This is a genomic window from Streptomyces sp. BK022 (genome assembly GCF_004217355.1).
Classification (GTDB): domain Bacteria; phylum Actinomycetota; class Actinomycetes; order Streptomycetales; family Streptomycetaceae; genus Streptomyces; species Streptomyces griseoluteus.
Genome location: NZ_SHKU01000005.1, coordinates 391,611 through 408,566, shown reverse-complemented (window position 1 = coordinate 408,566; position 16,956 = coordinate 391,611). Strand labels below are relative to the sequence as shown.

Genomic DNA, 16,956 nt, shown 5'->3' with positions numbered 1-16,956 from the left:
CCGGTGAGCCGTTACGACGTCACCGATGAACAGTGGGAAGGGCTCGCCCAGGTCGTGCCGCTGCGAGGCCGGGACGCGTGGCCGTCCGCGGTCAGCCACCGGACGCTTCCCGACGCGGACACCGAGACGCGCCGCCGGTTCGTCGTCCTGCGGGTCAACATCTTCGCGGACGCCCGCGACGTCGCCGAGACCCTGATGGCGGGGGTGCCGGTGCTGCTGGACCTGTCCGGCGCGGAGGGCGATGTCGCCAAGCGGGTGCTGGACTTCAGCACCGGCGTGGTGTTCGGGCTGGCCAGCGGGATGCACCGGGTGGACCGCAACGTCTTCCTGCTGACGCCGCCGGGGACCGAGGTCAGCGGGCTGATGGGGATGGAGGCGTCGGGCTGAGGGCCCCTCGCGCTCATAGGCTCGTAGGACGGTTCGGCCGAGCGGGTGGCGCGCCGGGGGCCCGGGCGGTCGCCCGATCGTAGGAAGGTCCGGGGAGAAAACGGTTCGCCCCGCGAGGGCGGTCCTACGGTCCGCACATGTCGGTCACCTCCCTCCCCACGCCCCCTCCGGCCCCGTTCCCCGACGGGTACGACGTGCTCGCCCGGATCACCGAGCTGCGGCTGTCCGCCTTCGCCGGGCACCGCCGGGCCGCGTTCCCGCTGGGCGCCGTCACCCTGTTCGCCGGGCCCAGCGGCTCCGGCAAGTCCACCGCGCTGGCCGCCTACGAGGCGCTCGCGCGGCTGGGCGGCGGGGCCGCGCTGGCGGAGGTGTTCCCCGATCCGTCGGCCTGGGTGCCGGACCGGGCCCGGCCGGACGCCGAGGGGCGGCGCGGGTTCCGGATCGGCTGCACCGCCGACGGAGCCGGGGGACCGGTGCGGCTCGACGTGGCCGTGCAGGCCGAGCCCCGGCTGCGCGTCGTGGGCGAGCGGCTCAGCGCGGGCGGGGTGGTCCTGCTGGAGACCGCGCTGCGCGATCCGGCACGCCGCACGGTGCAGGCCGCCTGGCACACCGCGGGCGCCGCACCGGTGACCCGCGCGCCGCTTCCGGACGACGTGCTGGGCACGACGCTGCTGCCGCTGCGGGTGGCCGGCAAGACGGACGGGCAGCGCCGGGTGCTGGCCGCCGCCGAGCAGATGGTCGTCGCGCTGCGCTCGGTCTTCGCCTGCGACCCCGCGCCGGCCCGCATGCGCGTCCCGGTGCCGACCGGCTCGGGCCGGCTGCTGCCGGGCTGCGACAACCTGGCCGACGTGCTGAGCCGTACCCGCAGCGAATGCGGGCGCAGACACGCCCAGTTGGTCGATGTGGTGCGCGCCGGGTGCGTGGGCCCGGTGACCGACCTGGCCGCCGAGCGGCTGCGGGACGGCACGGTCCGCGCGCTGCTCGACCGGGGTGACGGCCACCGCACCGAGCTGTCCCGGCTGGGCGAGGGCGAGCTGCGGTACGTCGCGCTGGCCCTTGTCCTGCTGACCGGGCCGGGGGTGCTGGAGGTGGACGCGCCGGGGGAGGTGCCGGACGCTCTGCGCACCCTGACGGTGCTGGCCGACGGCTTCGACCGCTGCCTCGACCCCGGCCAGCGGACCCAACTCCTCGCCACGGCGGCCCGGATGGGCGAGCGCGGACACATCCGCTGCGTGGGCGCGATCAGCGATCCCGGCTGGGCCGCGGGGACACCGGGCGTCACGGTGGTACACCTGAGGCCGTGACCGAACACTCCGATCTGGCCGGACTCCAGCGCAGGCTCGCCGAGTTCGCCGCCGCCCGCGACTGGCAGCCCTACCACACCCCCAAGAACCTCGCCTCCGCCCTCAGTGTGGAGGCGGCCGAACTGGTCGAGATCTTCCAGTGGCTGACCCCGGAGGAGTCCGCCGCCGTGATGTCCGACCCGTCCACCGCGCACCGGGTCGCGGACGAGGTCGCGGACGTCCTCGCCTACCTCCTCCAGTTCTGCGAGGCCCTGGGCATCGACCCCCTGGTCGCCCTCGCGGCGAAGATCGACCGGAACGAGGGGCGGTTCCCGGCGCCGGGAGCGGAGGACGCCACCTGACCGATCGTCCGGACCGATGTACTCCGCTATCACTCTATGGAGTCAATTTCCCTGCCGATTCCGAATTGTTGTCCACAGATTTCCGGCTTCCTCTGGCTTTTCGCACCAAGTGGCGTCACTCTGGGTAGTGAAGACGTGTGTGCGGTCGAACGGACGGACGGGGACGGGGCGGCGGATGGACGCGTTACGGCTCATCGAGATCGGCAGAGAGGCGTTGGTGGCGGGTGCCGACGCGGCGGGGACTCTGAGGGAGGTGTGGCAGGCGCAGGCACTGTCCCAGGCGATCGGCAGCAGGCTGGCGGTGTCCGGGCCGCCGGAGCTGCGGGGGGAGGCGCTGGGGCTGATGGAGCTGGCGGGACGGGGGTGCGGGGTGCTGGACCCGCCCGAGCTGGACACCGGCGAACTGCTCGCCGCCCGGCTCACCGAGCTGGCCGACGCCCGCCGGACCCTGCTGGGCCTGTGCGGGCTGCTCGGAGAGGTCGGCATGGCCCTGGTCGCCCTCGCCAGCGGGGCCTCCGACGAGGCGGTGTACTGGCAGTGCATGGAGGCCATCGACGCGGCGGACGAGTCCCGTGACCGGGTGCTGGAGATGCTCCGCAAGCTGGCGGCCAGGGAGGAGCTGCTGCCGGAGGGGGAGCGCGGCTGAGCCGGCCAGGGGGAGGCCCGTACCGCGGTGCCGGGGGCTTCGGCCCGGTGCGGGTGGTGCCGATGCGGCTCGGCGGGCCGAGGGCGGGCAGGATGGAGGCCATGGACCTTCGTATCTTCACCGAGCCCCAGCAGGGGGCCACCTACGACACCTTGCTCACCGTGGCGAAGGCCACCGAGGACCTCGGGTTCGACGCCTTCTTCCGCTCGGACCACTATCTGCGCATGGGCGGCGCCAGCGGCCTGCCCGGACCGACCGACGCCTGGATCACCCTCGCCGGACTCGCCCGTGAGACCAGCCGCATCCGGCTCGGCACCCTGATGACCGCCGGTACCTTCCGGCTGCCCGGCGTGCTCGCCATCCAGGTCGCGCAGGTCGACCAGATGTCCGGCGGCCGGGTCGAACTCGGTCTCGGCGCGGGCTGGTTCGAGGAGGAGCACAAGGCGTACGGCATCCCCTTCCCGAAGGAGAAGTTCGCCCGGCTGGAGGAGCAGCTGGAGGTCGTCACCGGTCTGTGGGCCACCGAGGCCGGCAAGACCTACGACTTCCACGGCACCTACTACGACCTCACCGAGTCCCCCGCGCTCCCCAAGCCCACGCAGCAGAAGATCCCTGTGCTCATCGGCGGCCACGGCGCCAAGCGCACCCCCCGCCTCGCGGCCCGCTACGCAGACGAGTTCAACATCCCCTTCGCCTCCCTGGAAGACACCGAGCGCCAGTTCGGCCGGGTCCGTGCCGCCGCCGAGGAGGCCGGCCGCGCACCCGACTCGCTCGTCTACTCCAACGCCCTGGTCGCCTGTGTGGGCCGGGACGACGCCGAGGTGGCCCGCCGCGCCGCCGTCATCGGCCGCGAGGTCGACGAGCTGAAGGCCAACGGCCTGGCCGGCACTCCGGCCGAGGTGGTCGAGAAGATCGGCCGCTTCCAGGAGGTCGGCTCCCAGCGCGTCTACCTCCAGATGCTCGACCTGGACGACCTGGACCAGCTCGAACTGATCTCCGCCGAGGTCATGCCCCAGCTCTCCTGAGCCCGCCGCCGGGGCCCGCCGACCGGGAAGAGGCGGGCCCCGGCTCCGGAAAACCTGTGGTCAACGCACCCCACGACCGCGAGACTCGGACATGTGTTCCTGACGATCTCCACACGCGGCACCGCCGCCACCCCCGCCACCGACCTCGGGTTCCTGCTGCACAAGAACCCCGGCAACGCGCAGACGTTCAGCACGTCCCACGGGACGGCGCACGTCTTCTACCCCGAGGCGGAGGTCGAGCGCTGCACGGCCGCGCTGTTGCTGGAGGTCGATCCCATCGCGCTGATCCGGCGCGGCAAGGGCAAGGGCCGGGGCGGAGCCCCCGACGCGGCCCTCGGCCAGTACGTCAACGACCGCCCGTACGCCGCCTCCTCACTGCTCGCCGTCGCGCTCAGCGCCGTCTTCTCCACCGCCCTGCGCGGGGTGTGCAAGGCCCGCCCGGAGCGCGCCGCCGCCCCGCTGCCGCTGCGCATCGAGGTGCCCGCCGTCGCCGCGAAGGGCGGCCCCGACCTGGTGCGCGCCCTGTTCGCCCCGCTGGGCTGGGACGTCACCGCCGAACCGGTCGCGCTGGACCCCCAGTTCCCCGACTGGGGCGACTCCCGTTACGTCCGCCTGGTGCTGGAGTCGGAGCGGCTCACCCTCGCCGAGGCGCTCCGCCACCTCTACGTCCTGCTCCCGGTGCTGGACGACGCCAAGCACTACTGGGTCTCCCCGGACGAGGTCGACAAGCTGCTGCGCGCGGGTGAGGGCTGGCTGCCCGGTCACCCCGAGCACCGGCTGATCACCAACCGCTACCTCTCCCGCCGCTGGTCGCTGACCCGCCAGGCGATGGAGCGGCTGGAGCTGGTGCGCCTGGCCGAGACCGACGACAGCGAGGTCGAGGACATCGACAACGCCGTCGAGACGGAGACCGAGGCCGAGCCCCGGCCGACCCCGCTCGCGGTCCAGCGCCGGGAGGCCGTCCTCGCCGGGCTGCGTGAGGCGGGCGCCACGCGCGTGCTCGACCTCGGCTGCGGCGAGGGCCACCTCGTACGGGAGCTGCTGCGGGACACCCGGTTCACGGAGATAACCGCCGTCGACGTGTCCGCGCGCGCCCTCGCCATTGCCGCCCGCCGCCTGAAGCTGGAGCGCATGGGCGAACGCCAGGCGTCCCGTGTGCGGTTGCTCCAGGGCTCGCTCACCTACACCGACAAGCGGCTCACCGGCTACGACGCGGCCGTGCTCAGTGAGGTGATCGAACACCTCGACCTGCCCCGGCTGCCCGCGCTGGAGTACGCCGTGTTCGGCGCGGCCCGCCCGCGGACCGTCCTGGTGACCACGCCGAACGTCGAGTACAACGTCCGCTGGGAGACCCTGCCCGCCGGGCACGCCCGGCACGGCGACCACCGCTTCGAGTGGACCCGCGCGGAGTTCGCCGCCTGGGCCGCCGCCGTCGCCGAACGCTACGGCTACACCGTCGAGTTCCGCCCGGTGGGCCCCGACGACCCCGAGGTCGGCCCGCCCACACAGATGGCCGTCTTCCACCGCGACACCACCGAGCAGGACACGACCGGGCAGGACAAGGCCGGGCACGACAAGGCCGGGCAGGACAAGAAGGAGGCGAAGGCCGCATGAGCGGGACCAGCACGGGACGGGCGCTGCCCGTCACCGACCTCTCCCTCGTCGTCCTCGTCGGTGCCACCGGCTCCGGCAAGTCGACCTTCGCCCGCAAGCACTTCGCGCTCACCGAGGTGATCTCCTCCGACTTCTGCCGCGGCCTGGTCGCCGACGACGAGAACGACCAGAGCGCCACCGGCGACGCCTTCGACATCCTGCACTACATCGCGGGCAAGCGGCTCGCGGCGGGCCGCCGTACCGTCGTCGACGCCACCAGCGTCCAGCCGGACGCCCGGCGGCAGCTCATCGAGCTGGCCAGGAAGTACGACGTGCTGCCGATCGCCATCGTGCTGGACGTGCCCGAGGAGGTGTGCGCCGAGCGCAACGCGGCCCGACCCGACCGCGCGGGCATGCCCCGCCGGGTCATCCAGCGGCACACCCGCGAACTCCGGCGCTCGCTCAGGCACTTGGAGCGGGAGGGCTTCCGCAAGGTGCATGTGCTGCGCGGGGTCGCCGAGGTCGAGGGCGCCACCATCGTCACCGAGAAGCGGTACAACGACCTCACCCACCTCACCGGCCCCTTCGACATCATCGGCGACATCCACGGCTGCTCCGCCGAACTGGAGTCGCTGCTGGCCAAGTTGGGCTACGACGACGGAGTCCACCCCGAGGGCCGTACCGCCGTGTTCGTCGGTGACCTGGTCGACCGGGGTCCCGACAGCCCCGCCGTGCTGCGGCGCGTGATGGGCATGGTCGCGGCGGGGACCGCGCTGTGCGTGCCGGGCAACCACGAGAACAAGTTCGGCCGCTACCTGAAGGGCCGTACCGTCCAGCACACCCACGGCCTCGCCGAGACCGTGGCCCAGATGGAGGGCGAGAGCGAGGAGTTCAGGGACGAGGTGCGCCGCTTCGTCGACGGGCTGGTCAGCCACTACGTCCTCGACGGCGGCCGGCTCGTGGTCTGCCACGCCGGTCTGCCGGAGAAGTACCACGGCCGCACCTCCGGCCGGGTCCGCTCGCACGCCCTGTACGGCGAGACCACCGGTGAGACCGACGAGTTCGGGCTGCCCGTGCGCTACCCGTGGGCCGAGGACTACCGGGGTCGGGCGGCTGTGGTCTACGGCCACACCCCCGTGCCGGAGGCCACCTGGCTCAACAACACGATCTGCCTCGACACCGGCGCCGTCTTCGGCGGCAAGCTGACCGCGCTGCGCTGGCCGGAACGCGAGATCGTGGACGTCCCCGCCGAGCGGACCTGGTACGAGCCCGTCCGGCCGCTGCGGGTCGACGCGCCCGGCGGCCAGGACGGACGGCCGCTCGACCTGGCCGACGTCACCGGCCGGGGCGGGGTCGAGACGCGGTACCTGGGCCGGGTCGCGGTGCGCGAGGAGAACGCGGCCGCCGCCCTTGAGGTGATGAGCCGCTTCGCCGTGGACCCGCGCCTGCTGCCGTACCTCCCGCCCACCATGGCGCCGACCCCCACCTCCCGGGAGGAGGGGTACCTGGAGCACCCGGCCGAGGCGTTCGCGCAGTACGCGCGGGACGGGGTCGGGCGGGTCGTGTGCGAGGAGAAGCACATGGGCTCGCGCGCGGTGGCCCTCGTCTGCCGGGACGCGGCGACGGCCGCCAAGCGGTTCGGCGTGGGGGAGGGGCCCACGGGCGCGCTCTACACCCGTACCGGGCGGCCGTTCTTCGACGACGGCGCGGTGACCGAGGAGATCCTCGGACGGCTCCGCGCGGCGGTCACCGAGGCGGACCTGTGGGAGCGGCTCGACACCGACTGGCTGCTGCTGGACGCCGAGTTGATGCCGTGGTCGCTGAAGTCACAGGGCCTGCTGCGCCGCCAGTACGCCGCCGTGGGCGCCGCCTCCGGCGCCGTGTTCCCGCCCGCGCTCGCCGCGCTGGAGGCGGCCGGGGACCGGGGCGCCGACGTGTCCGCGCTGCTGGCCCGGCAGCGGGAACGGGCCGCCGACGCGGCCGCGTTCACCGACGCCTACCGCCGCTACTGCTGGCCGACCGACGGCCTCGACGGCGTCCGCCTCGCCCCCTTCCAGGTGCTGGCGGTGCGCGGCCGCAGCCTCGCCACGCTTCCCCACGACGAGCAACTCGCCCTGCTGGACCGGCTGGTGGAGCACGATGCCTCCGGCCTGCTCCAGACCACCCGGCGCCTGTACGTAGACACCGGCGACCCGGAGTCGGTCAGGGCCGGCGTCGACTGGTGGCTGGAGATGACCGGCCGGGGCGGCGAGGGCATGGTCGTCAAGCCGCTCGGCGCGCTGGTCCGCGACGGACAGGGCCGGCCGGTGCAGCCGGGCGTCAAGTGCCGGGGCCGGGAGTACCTGCGGATCATCTACGGTCCCGAGTACACGCGCCCCGACAACCTGGCCAAGCTGCGGGGCCGGTTCCTCAACCACAAGCGGTCGCTGGCGCTCCGCGAGTACGCCCTCGGTCTGGAGGCCCTGGACCGTCTCGCCGACGGTGAGCCGCTGTGGCGGGTGCACGAGGCGGTGTTCGGCGTCCTCGCACTGGAGTCGGAGCCGGTGGACCCGCGGCTGTAGGCGGACGCATCCCAGGGGCGGGCGGCGGCTTCAGCCCACCAGCCGCAGCCGCCGCCCGCACACGCCGACCCGCACCGTCTGCCCCCAGGTGAGCTGGAGCGCGTCGGACTCGACGCCGTCGCCGAAGGCGATCAGGCGGTCGGACTCCACGGTGAGCGTCAGGGCCGCCGAGGCGGTGAGGCCGCCCCCGACCAGGCTCGTGCCGGTGGCGGGGGAGGGCCACGCCTCGCGGACGAACCACAGCAGCCGGTCCTCGGCCGGCGCGGGCAGGGGCAGGGTGCCGCCCCGCTCCTGCCACACCGACCGGAGCCAGCCGGTCGCCCCGGTCCCGGTGCCCACCAGGACCCCGGAGGAAGCCTGGGCCTCGACGACACCCCTGTCGCCGTCGAGACCCAGGCGGTACCGGGCGGTCTGGTGGCCCGGCGCGCCGAGGTAGATCTCGTTCAGCGCCACCAGCCGCTGCGTGTCGTCGGTGACGGCCTCGACCATGGTCAGCTCCTCGACCGCGCCCCCGGCCGAGGCCAGCAGGGCGGCGGCGTCGCGCGGCCGGTGCCGTACCAGCACGCCGGGGTTGCGTCCCGGATCGGTGTCGATGCCGATCACCGGCTGGCCGTCCAGGTACTTGGCGGCGTTCGCCACCAGCCCGTCCTGGCCCACCACGACGACGACGTCCTCGGGGGCGAAGAGGAAGCGGTCCAGGTCGGCCCGCTCCACGAGCGCCTGGCGCCAGTTCAGCGGAACGGCGGCGGTCACCTGGGCGAGGGCGCGGCGCGCGCGGCGGTGGCGTTCCGCGACCTCCTCGATGTCCCGGCCGCGTGAGGAGAGGAAGAACGCGGCCTGCCCATGCGTACCGTGCCGGGCCACCAGTTCCTCGTACTCCGTGGTGCGGTGGACCATGACGGCGCGCGGGGCGAGGCTCACCGAGCGCCGTCCGGTGTCTCGCCGGTGAGCCGGGCGAGCAGCCCGGTCAGCACGTCGGGGGAGACGGTCACGCTGTCGACGCGCGGCAGGTTCTCCGCGAGCCGGGCCGCGGTGAGCGCCCGCAGCGCCTCGGCGCCGCCGACACCGGCCTCGGTGTGGACCCGCAGCCACGCCGCCCGCTCCTGGGCCCGCGCCTCGCCGGTATCGCGGGCGGCCTCGGCCTGCGCGCGGGCGATCCGTACCGTCCGCTCGGCCTCCGCCTCGGCCAGCCGGGCCGTCCGCGTGGCCTCGGCCTCGGCCAGCTGCACCGACCGGGCGGCCTCCGCCCGGGCGCGCACCGCGTCGGCCGCGGCCTCCTCCTCCGCCTCGCGGCGGGCGTTGGTGCCCCGCTGCTCCACCAGCCGCTCCTCGCGGCGGGCCAGCTCGATGCGGCTGGCCAGTTCGTTCTCCGCGATGGCGCGCTCCCGCTCGACGGCGACGGCCCGCCGTTCGTAGGTCGCGCGGTCGGCCTCCTGCTGGATCTGCTCGCGGGCCGGGGTGCGCAGGGCCCGCTCCACCTCCGGCTCGGGGCGCAGCGCCATCACGCGCACCGCCACCACCTCGATGCCGGTGGCCGGCAGCCGGGGCTCGGCGCCCAGTCCCGCGGTGACGCGTTCGCGCACCGCCGCCGCCCCGTCCACCAGCGCCACCGCCAGGGGCGTGCGGGCCAGCACGTCCAGCGCGTGCTGCTGGGCCGTCTCGGTGAGCAGGGTGCCGAGCTGCTCCAGCGGGGCGCCGCGCCAGACGCCGGTGTCCGGGTCGATGGAGAAGTCCAGGCGGGCCGCGGCGGTGGCCGGGTCCGCGATCCGGTAGGTCACCGTCGCGCTGACCGCCACGTCCTGGAAGTCATGGGTGCGGGCGTGGAAGGTCATCGCCAGTTCCCGGTCGTCCACCGGCACCTCGGAGAGCGCGGCGGTCAGCGGCCGGAACCAGAAGCTGAGCCCGGGCCCGTCGTGCACCAGCGTGCCGGAGCGGTGGTGCCGGATGTGCGCCGTGGGCACACCGCGCAGGTGGCGCCGGCCGAGGCGCCGGGTGATGTCGGCCATGGGAACCCCTCACTTCTCGTCATGAGGACGATAAGCGGGGCGGCGTGTTCTCGTCAACAGGACGAAAAGAGGGAGTGCCGAGAGAAGAGTGAACGCGCCCCCCGGCGGCCAGGATGAAGGCATGGGATTCCACGTCGACTCCGAGGCCGGGCGGCTGCGCCGGGTGATCCTGCACAGACCGGACCTCGAGCTCAAGCGCCTCACCCCCAGCAACAAGGACGCCCTGCTCTTCGACGACGTGCTGTGGGTGCGCCGGGCGCGCGCCGAGCACGACGGCTTCGCCGACGTCCTGCGCGACCGGGGGGTCGAGGTGCACCTCTTCGGCGACCTGCTCGCCGAGACCCTCGCCGTCCCCGAGGCCCGCACCCTCGTGCTGGACCGCGTCTTCGACGAGAAGGAGTACGGCCCCCTCGCCACCGACCATCTGCGCACCGCCTTCGACGCGATGGCCCCCGGCGAGCTGGCCGAGGCGCTGGTCGGCGGCATGACCAAGCGGGAGTTCCTGGCCGGCCATGCCGAGCCCGCCTCCGTCCGCTTCCACGTCATGGAGCTGGACGACTTCCTGCTCGGCCCGCTGCCCAACCACCTCTTCACCCGGGACACCTCGGCGTGGATCTACGACGGCGTCTCCATCAACGCCATGCGCTGGCCCGCCCGGCAGCGCGAGACCGTGCACTTCGAGGCGATCTACCGGCACCACCCCCTCTTCAGGAAGGAGGGCTTCAACATCTGGTCGCGCGGCCAGGCCGACTACCCCTCCACCATCGAGGGCGGCGACGTGCTGGTGATCGGCAACGGCGCCGTGCTGATCGGAATGAGCGAGCGCACCACCCCGCAGGCGGTCGAGATGCTCGCGCACAAGCTGTTCGCGGCGGGCTCCGCCCAGACCATCGTGGCGCTGGACATGCCCAAGCGGCGCGCCTTCATGCACCTCGACACCGTGATGACCATGGTCGACGGCGACACCTTCACCCAGTACGCCGGGCTCGGCATGCTGCGCTCGTACACCATCGAGCCCGGCGTCGGGGAGCGCGAGCTGAAGGTCACCGACCATCCCCCGGAGCACATGCACCGGGCCATCGCCGCGGCCCTGGGTCTCGGTGAGGTCCGGGTGCTCACCGCCACCCAGGACGTGCACGCCGCCGAGCGCGAGCAGTGGGACGACGGCTGCAACGTCCTCGCCGTCGAGCCGGGGGTCGTCGTCGCCTACGAGCGCAACGCCACCACCAACACCCATCTGCGCAAGCAGGGCATCGAGGTCATAGAGATCCCGGGCAGCGAGCTGGGGCGGGGGAGGGGCGGACCGCGCTGCATGAGCTGCCCGGTCGAGCGGGACCCGGTCTGAAGGAAGCCGCCCCGGGAGCCGGGCGCCGTGTGAATCCGCGCATAATCATGCCGCAGCGTGAATAGAAATGCCGAGGCTCGTATAGAATTACCGGAGTCAGTGCACCACGTACCCTTGGAGCGCCCCCATGGCGACAGTCCCGACCGCCCTCACCGGCCGCCACTTCCTCAAGGAGCTGGACTTCACGGCCGAGGAGTTCCGCGGGCTGCTCGCGCTGGCCGCCGAGCTGAAGGCGGCCAAGCGGGCCAGGGCCGAGACGCGGTACCTGACCGGCCGCAACATCGCCCTGATCTTCGAGAAGACCTCGACCCGCACCCGCTGCGCCTTCGAGGTCGCCGCCGCCGACCAGGGTGCCCACACCACCTACCTCGACCCGTCCGGCTCCCAGATCGGGCACAAGGAGTCCGTCAAGGACACCGCCCGCGTGCTGGGCCGGATGTACGACGCCATCGAGTACCGGGGGCACGGCCAGGGCGTCGTCGAGGAACTGGCCGCGTACGCGGGCGTCCCCGTCTACAACGGGCTCACCGACGAGTGGCACCCCACCCAGATGCTCGCCGACCTGCTCACCATGACCGAGCACAGCGACAAGCCGCTGGAGAGCCTCACCTTCGCCTACCTCGGCGACGCCCGGTACAACATGGGCAACTCCTACCTGGTCACCGGCGCCCTGCTCGGCATGGACGTCCGCATCGTCGCCCCCCGGCTGCTCTGGCCCGACGAGACCATCGTCGCGCTGGCCCGCCGGCTCGCCGACGCCTCGGGCGCCCGCGTCACCCTCACCGAGGACGTCAAGGAGGGCGTGCGCGGCGCCGACTTCGTCGCCACCGACGTCTGGGTGTCCATGGGTGAGCCCCAGCAGGTCTGGGACGAGCGCATCGGGCTGCTCGGCCCGTACGCGGTGACCATGGACGTGCTGCGCGCCACCGGCAACCCGGACGTGCGCTTCCTGCACTGCCTGCCCGCCTTCCACGACCTCGGCACCAAGGTCGGCCGCGAGATCCACGAACGGTACGGACTGACCGAGCTGGAGGTCAGCGACGAGGTCTTCGAGTCCGAGCACTCGGTGGTCTTCGACGAGGCGGAGAACCGGATGCACACGATCAAGGCCGTGCTCGTCGCCACTCTCGGGGATACGTCACAAACCCTTGCGTGACCCACCTCACCTGGCCTTATCCTGACCGACGGCCTGGCCCCCACCCTTAGTGCCGCGCCGACGCAGCGGCCTGACCCGGGCCGTCCGCACCACCAGAAACGAGCACCACCCGCATGCCCGCTCCCCGCATCAAGTCCCCGCATCTGCTCGTCGCCGAATCCGGCGCCGACCGCGAGGGCCACGGTCTGAAGCGCACCATGGGCCTCTTCCAGCTCATCTGCTTCGGTGTCGGCGCCATCGTCGGTACCGGCATCTTCGTCGGCCTCTCCGACTCCGTCGCGCAGGCCGGACCCGCCGTGGTCGTCTCCTTCATCCTCGCCGCGATCACCTGCGTGTTCACCGCCTTCTCCTTCGCCGAGCTGGGCGGCGCGATACCGGTCTCCGGCTCCTCGTACTCCTTCGCCTACGCCGGTCTCGGCGAGTCCACCGCCTTCCTGGTCGGCTGGTGCCTGCTGCTGGAGTACGGCATCTCCATCTCGGCCGTCGCGGTCGGCTGGAGCCAGTACGTCAACGAACTCCTGCACAGCCTCACCGGCTGGCAGCTCCCCGACGCGCTGTCCGCCGGTCCCGGCGACGGCGGTGTGGTGAACCTGCCCGCTGTCATCGTCATCGCCATGGCCGCCGTGCTGCTGGTGCGCGGCGTGCGCGAGAGCGCGCGGGCCACCGCCGCGATGGCCGCCGTGAAGCTCGTCATCCTGCTCGCGTTCTGCGCCATCGGCTACAGCGCGTTCAAGGACGGCAATCTCACCCCGTTCTCCCCGGCGGGCCTGGGCGGCATCGGCGCGGGCACCACCGCGGCCTTCTTCTCGTACATCGGCTTCGACGCGATCACCACGGCCGGCGAGGAGGCGAAGAACCCGCGCCGGGACATCCCGGTGGCGATCCTCGTCTGCATGGGCCTGGTCACGCTGCTGTACTGCGCCGTCGCGGTCGCCGCGATCGGTGCCATCGGCGCCCACCAGGTCGGCGGCCGCCCCGCCGCGCTGTCGTACGTGGTCAACATGGTCACCGGCTCCACCATCGGCGGCGGTGTCATCGCCTTCGGCGCGGTCGTCGCCATCGCCTCGGTCGTGCTCGCCGTGATGTACGGCCAGACCCGCATCCTGCTGTCGATGTCCCGCGACGGACTGATCCCGCGCGTCTTCGAGAAGGTGTCCCCGAAGACCTCCACGCCGGTGGCGGGCACGCTCATCGTCGCGGTCGTCTTCGCCGTCCCCGCGGCCTTCGCCTCGCTCGACTCCGTGGTGAACCTCTGCACCATCGGCACGCTCGCCATCATGGCGGTCGTCAACATCGCGGTGATGGCCCTGCGCCGCCGCGAGCCGGGTCTGAGGCGCAGCTTCCGGGTGCCGCTGTACCCCGTCGCCCCGCTGCTCGGCGTCGTCTTCTGCCTCTACCTGATGTACGAGACGGGCTGGCAGACCTGGCTGCAGTTCGCGGTCTTCCTGGTGGTCGGCCTCGGGGTGTACTACGCCTACGGCCGCCGGCACTCCACGCTGGGCCGCGCCGAGGCGGCCGGGGTCACGCCGAACGCTGAGCGGGAACGACAGGCAGTCTGAACCACACCGCCTTGCCCGACGAGGTCGGGCGGTGACCACAGGACGAACTGAGGGCGCGGATCAGCAACAGGCCGCGCCCTCCTTCCTGCCAGGGGTCGGGCTCCTCGATCACCGGACGGGTGAGATGGCCGGGCGGCTCCGGGTCGGGGTCGTGCACCTCGACCTGGCAGCCGGTCGGCCGAAGCTCCACCACCAGCTCGATCGGGCCGCCCCCCGCGGTGTGCTCCACCGCGTTCGCCACCAGCTCGGCGGTCAGCAGCTCCGCCGTGTCGCAGTCGGCCATGTGCCCCACCTCGGCCAGGGCCGACCGCACCAGGGCACGCGCCACCGGCACCGCCGCGGCGGTGTGCGGCAGCGCGATGCGCCAGGAGGCCGATTCGGTGGGGCGTTCGTGCACGGCGAGTCCGTTCATGGAGCAGGCTGTCCTGCCTTCGACTGTAGGAAATGGTACGGGTCCGGCCATCGGAACCCTCGGCGGGCGGTGGCCGGAACCACAGGGCCCGATACCCGTCCGCACACCGCGCCGAACGCCCCACCACCCCCTCGCGTAGCTGCTGTTACGTCCCTGTCGATCACCGGTGACACCGGTGACGGGACGGTCGCGCGCCCCGGGCCGCCCCCCGCGCCGAGTGACCACAGTCACAGCCCGGTGGTGTCCGTTCCAGCCGTCCGGTGCCACGGAGCGAGCGGCCGGTCACCGGCCGCCGCGTTCACACCCCGACGAAGGCCGCGCCCGCGTCCCGCAGCCGCTCGTGCAGTGCCCGGAACACCCGCGCCGAGCGCGCCCCCGGCCAGTCGGCGGGCAGCAGCCGGGCCGGCAGGCCGGGATCGGCGCCGGGCACCCGGCGCCAGGAGTCCAGGGCCAGCAGATAGTCCCGGTAGGCGTCCTCGGCCGGGGTGTCCGCCCGGTCCTCCCAGGCCCGCAGTACCGGCGCGTGCGCCGCGAGGAACCGCTCGTGCTCCGCGGCGATGGCCGGCAGGTCCCACCAGCGGCCCACCGCCTCGACGGTCGGGGCGAACCCCAGATGATCGCCCCGGAAGAGATCCACATAGGCGTCCAGACCCAGCCGGCCCAGCGTGTGCCGGGCCTCCTCGTGCAGCCGGGCCGGGGCTATCCACACCCCCGGCGCGGCCGCGCCGAAGCCCAGTGCGGCCAGCCGGGAACGCAGAACATGCCGCTTCTGCCGCTCCGACTCGGGCACCGAGAACACCGCGAGCACCCACCCCGCGTCCTCGGCGGGCCCGGTGGCGTGGATACGGCGGTCGTCGGCGCTCAGCAACCGGTGCGCCTCCGCCGACAGCTCGTATCCCGCCGCGCCCCCGGCGGTGCGGGCCGGCAGCAGCAGGCCGCGCCGCTTGAGCCGGGACACCGAGGAGCGCACCGAGGGCGCGTCCACCCCGACCGCGGCCAGCAGACGGATCAGCTCGGCGACGGGCACCGGGCCCGGTACGGAGCGGCCGTAGGCGCCGTACAGCGTGACGATGAGGGACCTGGGGGCGTGCTGCTCGGACACGTTGATCATTTTAGGTTGTCGGCATACCTGCTGGTCACCATCGGTGCGCGGGCCCGGAGCGGGTTACGGGGACGACTGCGCCCGGCCCATTGACGCGCCACCGATGGGGTGACGGTCGCGTGGCGCGCGGGGTGCCGCCGGTACCTGTGGAAGCCCCCACACCCCACACCGGGAGGCATCCGATGCCCGTACGCCCCGTCCTCGCCGCCGCGCTCGGCGGCACCGCCCTGCTGTGCGCCCTCGCCGCCCCGGCCGTCGCGGCCCCCGGAGAGAGCGTCACCGTCGACTCCACCGCCCGCCTCGCGGCCGACGGCACCGTCACGCTCTCCGGCACCTACCGCTGCCTGCCCGGCACCGGCCCGGTCTTCGTCAGCTCCTCCGTCAGCCAGGCCGACCCGCGCGTCCGGCACGGCATCGGGGGCGGCGCCGCCCGCTGCGACGGCGTCGAGCACCGGTGGGAGAACACCGGGAAGGTCTCCTCGGAGACGCTGAAGGCGGGCGCCGCGCACGTCCAGGCCAACGTGATGGAACTGCGTCCGAGCGGTCTGGTGCCGCTGCCCGTGTTCCATGCCACCCAGGACCGGGACATCATCCTCGTCCGGAGCTGACCCGCGGGCCGGCGGCGGGCTAGGGCGGAGGCATCCGCCCGGTGTGCCGCCGCCACTCCAGCCGGGCGGCCTCCAGCTCGGCGCGGGCCTCGGCCAGGCGGGGGTTGTCCTTGTTGCGGGCCTGGATCTCGGCGTGCCGTGCGCGCGCCCGGTCCACCGCCTCGGTGTCCTGCTCCAGCAGCTCGCGGTCGTGCTGGGCCTGCTTCAGCTGCTCCGGCAGGGTGGCGCGGAAGGCGTTCTCCCTGGCCACCGCGCGCTGCACCGCGTCGGCGAAGTCCCGCACCCGGTCCTCGGTGAACCCCTTCGCCTCCTCGCCCTCGCCGGTGCGGCGCGGGTAGTCGGTCCGCTCGGGGGTGCCGTCCGCCTCCAGGACGTACAGGTAGTAGGCGCTGTCGCCGGAGTCGATCCGGACCCGTCGCTCGGCCAAGTGGACAGTCCGGAGACTGCCGTTGGTCTCGCGTTTCACCAGCGCGTGCTCGTACAGGGTGAGTTCGCCCAGCGCGCCGAGCCGCTTGCCCCGGCCCGGCTTCTCCAGCGAGGCGACCCGCCGCGCGGCGGCACGCAGGTCCTGCTCGCGCTTCTGCTCCTGCCGCGCCACCTCGGCCCGCGCGGCGGACTCCTCCGAGCGGGCGATCTCCTCCAGGCTGCGTACGTTCGCCCGCGCCTGCGCCAGCGGGCGCCGGTCCTCCGCATGCCTCGGCAGGACCGCCAGGGCGAGGCTGCCCGGAAACCTCCGCGCCCGCGCGTGCACCGCCCAGCCGGCCAGTGCCGCCGCGAAAAGCACCACGATCAGGTACGCCATGCTTCCCCCCAAGGCCGCCGCCACCGTCCGCTGTCTGTTACTGCTCAGCGGACGATGACGGCAAACTGGCCTGCGGGGCCCAGTGGTTGTGCGCCGTACGGATCGAGCC

16 protein-coding genes are annotated in these 16,956 nt (G+C 73.3%); 11 read left to right on the top strand and 5 right to left on the bottom strand.

Annotated elements, in window-relative coordinates:
* The first annotated feature begins 3 nt into the window (after positions 1-3).
* The 7 genes from EV284_RS22855 to EV284_RS22825 all read left to right on the top strand — a co-directional run bounded on the left by EV284_RS22855 (position 4) and on the right by EV284_RS22825 (position 7,857).
* Positions 4-387 carry a cell division protein SepF gene (locus EV284_RS22855; protein WP_130337162.1) on the top strand — a complete coding sequence of 128 codons (384 nt, stop codon included), beginning with the start codon at positions 4-6 and terminating at the stop codon, positions 385-387.
* A gap of 137 nt (positions 388-524) precedes the next feature.
* Positions 525-1,691 carry an ATP-binding protein gene (locus EV284_RS22850; RefSeq protein ID WP_130337160.1) on the top strand — a complete coding sequence of 389 codons (1,167 nt, stop codon included), beginning with the start codon at positions 525-527 and terminating at the stop codon, positions 1,689-1,691.
* A complete protein-coding gene (locus EV284_RS22845; RefSeq protein WP_130337158.1) occupies positions 1,688-2,032 on the top strand; it encodes a nucleotide pyrophosphohydrolase in 345 nt (114 codons plus the stop codon). Before EV284_RS22850 ends, EV284_RS22845 begins: the two co-directional genes overlap by 4 nt.
* Before the next feature lie 175 nt (positions 2,033-2,207).
* Entirely contained in the window at positions 2,208-2,678 is a 471-nt protein-coding gene (locus EV284_RS22840) for a DUF6099 family protein (RefSeq protein ID WP_165425618.1), read from the top strand.
* A 101-nt stretch (positions 2,679-2,779) separates the two neighbouring features.
* The gene (locus EV284_RS22835) at positions 2,780-3,703 is read left to right on the top strand and encodes an LLM class F420-dependent oxidoreductase (RefSeq protein ID WP_130337156.1); all 924 of its coding nucleotides are present in this window, start codon (positions 2,780-2,782) and stop codon (positions 3,701-3,703) included.
* Between the two features lie 93 nt (positions 3,704-3,796).
* Complete coding sequence (locus EV284_RS22830; RefSeq protein WP_130337154.1) at positions 3,797-5,317, top strand: 3' terminal RNA ribose 2'-O-methyltransferase Hen1; 1,521 nt, start codon at positions 3,797-3,799, stop codon at positions 5,315-5,317.
* The gene (locus EV284_RS22825; RefSeq protein WP_130337152.1) at positions 5,314-7,857 is read left to right on the top strand and encodes a polynucleotide kinase-phosphatase; all 2,544 of its coding nucleotides are present in this window, start codon (positions 5,314-5,316) and stop codon (positions 7,855-7,857) included. Before EV284_RS22830 ends, EV284_RS22825 begins: the two co-directional genes overlap by 4 nt.
* A gap of 30 nt (positions 7,858-7,887) precedes the next feature.
* Here EV284_RS22825 and EV284_RS22820 read toward each other — a convergent pair whose 3' ends face one another.
* Together EV284_RS22820 and EV284_RS22815 are read right to left on the bottom strand one after the other, a co-directional pair.
* The gene (locus EV284_RS22820) at positions 7,888-8,778 is read right to left on the bottom strand and encodes an NAD(+)/NADH kinase (protein ID WP_130337150.1); all 891 of its coding nucleotides are present in this window, start codon (positions 8,776-8,778) and stop codon (positions 7,888-7,890) included.
* A complete protein-coding gene (locus EV284_RS22815; RefSeq protein ID WP_130337148.1) occupies positions 8,775-9,863 on the bottom strand; it encodes an SPFH domain-containing protein in 1,089 nt (362 codons plus the stop codon). The genes EV284_RS22820 and EV284_RS22815 overlap by 4 nt, the downstream gene beginning before the upstream one ends.
* A gap of 121 nt (positions 9,864-9,984) precedes the next feature.
* On the opposite strand from EV284_RS22815, the gene EV284_RS22810 reads away from it, so the two are divergent.
* The 3 genes from EV284_RS22810 (at position 9,985) to EV284_RS22800 (ending at position 13,923) form a co-directional block, all read left to right on the top strand.
* Positions 9,985-11,208, top strand: a complete 1,224-nt coding sequence (locus EV284_RS22810) for an arginine deiminase (RefSeq protein WP_130337146.1) — start codon at positions 9,985-9,987, stop codon at positions 11,206-11,208.
* Between the two features lie 127 nt (positions 11,209-11,335).
* On the top strand, positions 11,336-12,364 hold the full coding sequence (gene argF / locus EV284_RS22805) for an ornithine carbamoyltransferase (protein ID WP_130337144.1): 1,029 nt from the start codon (positions 11,336-11,338) through the stop codon (positions 12,362-12,364).
* Between the two features lie 113 nt (positions 12,365-12,477).
* Positions 12,478-13,923, top strand: coding sequence for an amino acid permease (locus EV284_RS22800; protein WP_130337142.1), 1,446 nt, complete (start codon positions 12,478-12,480; stop codon positions 13,921-13,923).
* On the opposite strand, the gene EV284_RS22795 is transcribed toward EV284_RS22800, so the two are convergent.
* Positions 13,886-14,335, bottom strand: a complete 450-nt coding sequence (locus EV284_RS22795; RefSeq protein ID WP_130337140.1) for an ATP-binding protein — start codon at positions 14,333-14,335, stop codon at positions 13,886-13,888. The two genes, EV284_RS22800 and EV284_RS22795, sit on opposite strands and share 38 nt — an antisense overlap.
* A 298-nt stretch (positions 14,336-14,633) precedes the next feature.
* On the bottom strand, positions 14,634-15,446 hold the full coding sequence (locus EV284_RS22790; protein ID WP_130337138.1) for a PaaX family transcriptional regulator C-terminal domain-containing protein: 813 nt from the start codon (positions 15,444-15,446) through the stop codon (positions 14,634-14,636).
* A 173-nt stretch (positions 15,447-15,619) separates the two neighbouring features.
* Between EV284_RS22790 and EV284_RS22785 the strand changes: the two genes are divergently transcribed.
* On the top strand, positions 15,620-16,045 hold the full coding sequence (locus EV284_RS22785) for a DUF6299 family protein (RefSeq protein WP_130337136.1): 426 nt from the start codon (positions 15,620-15,622) through the stop codon (positions 16,043-16,045).
* Between the two features lie 19 nt (positions 16,046-16,064).
* On the opposite strand, the gene EV284_RS22780 is transcribed toward EV284_RS22785, so the two are convergent.
* Positions 16,065-16,847 (bottom strand): hypothetical protein, encoded by a 783-nt coding sequence (locus EV284_RS22780; protein ID WP_130337134.1) that lies wholly within the window; start codon positions 16,845-16,847, stop codon positions 16,065-16,067.
* Positions 16,848-16,956 lie beyond the last annotated feature (109 nt).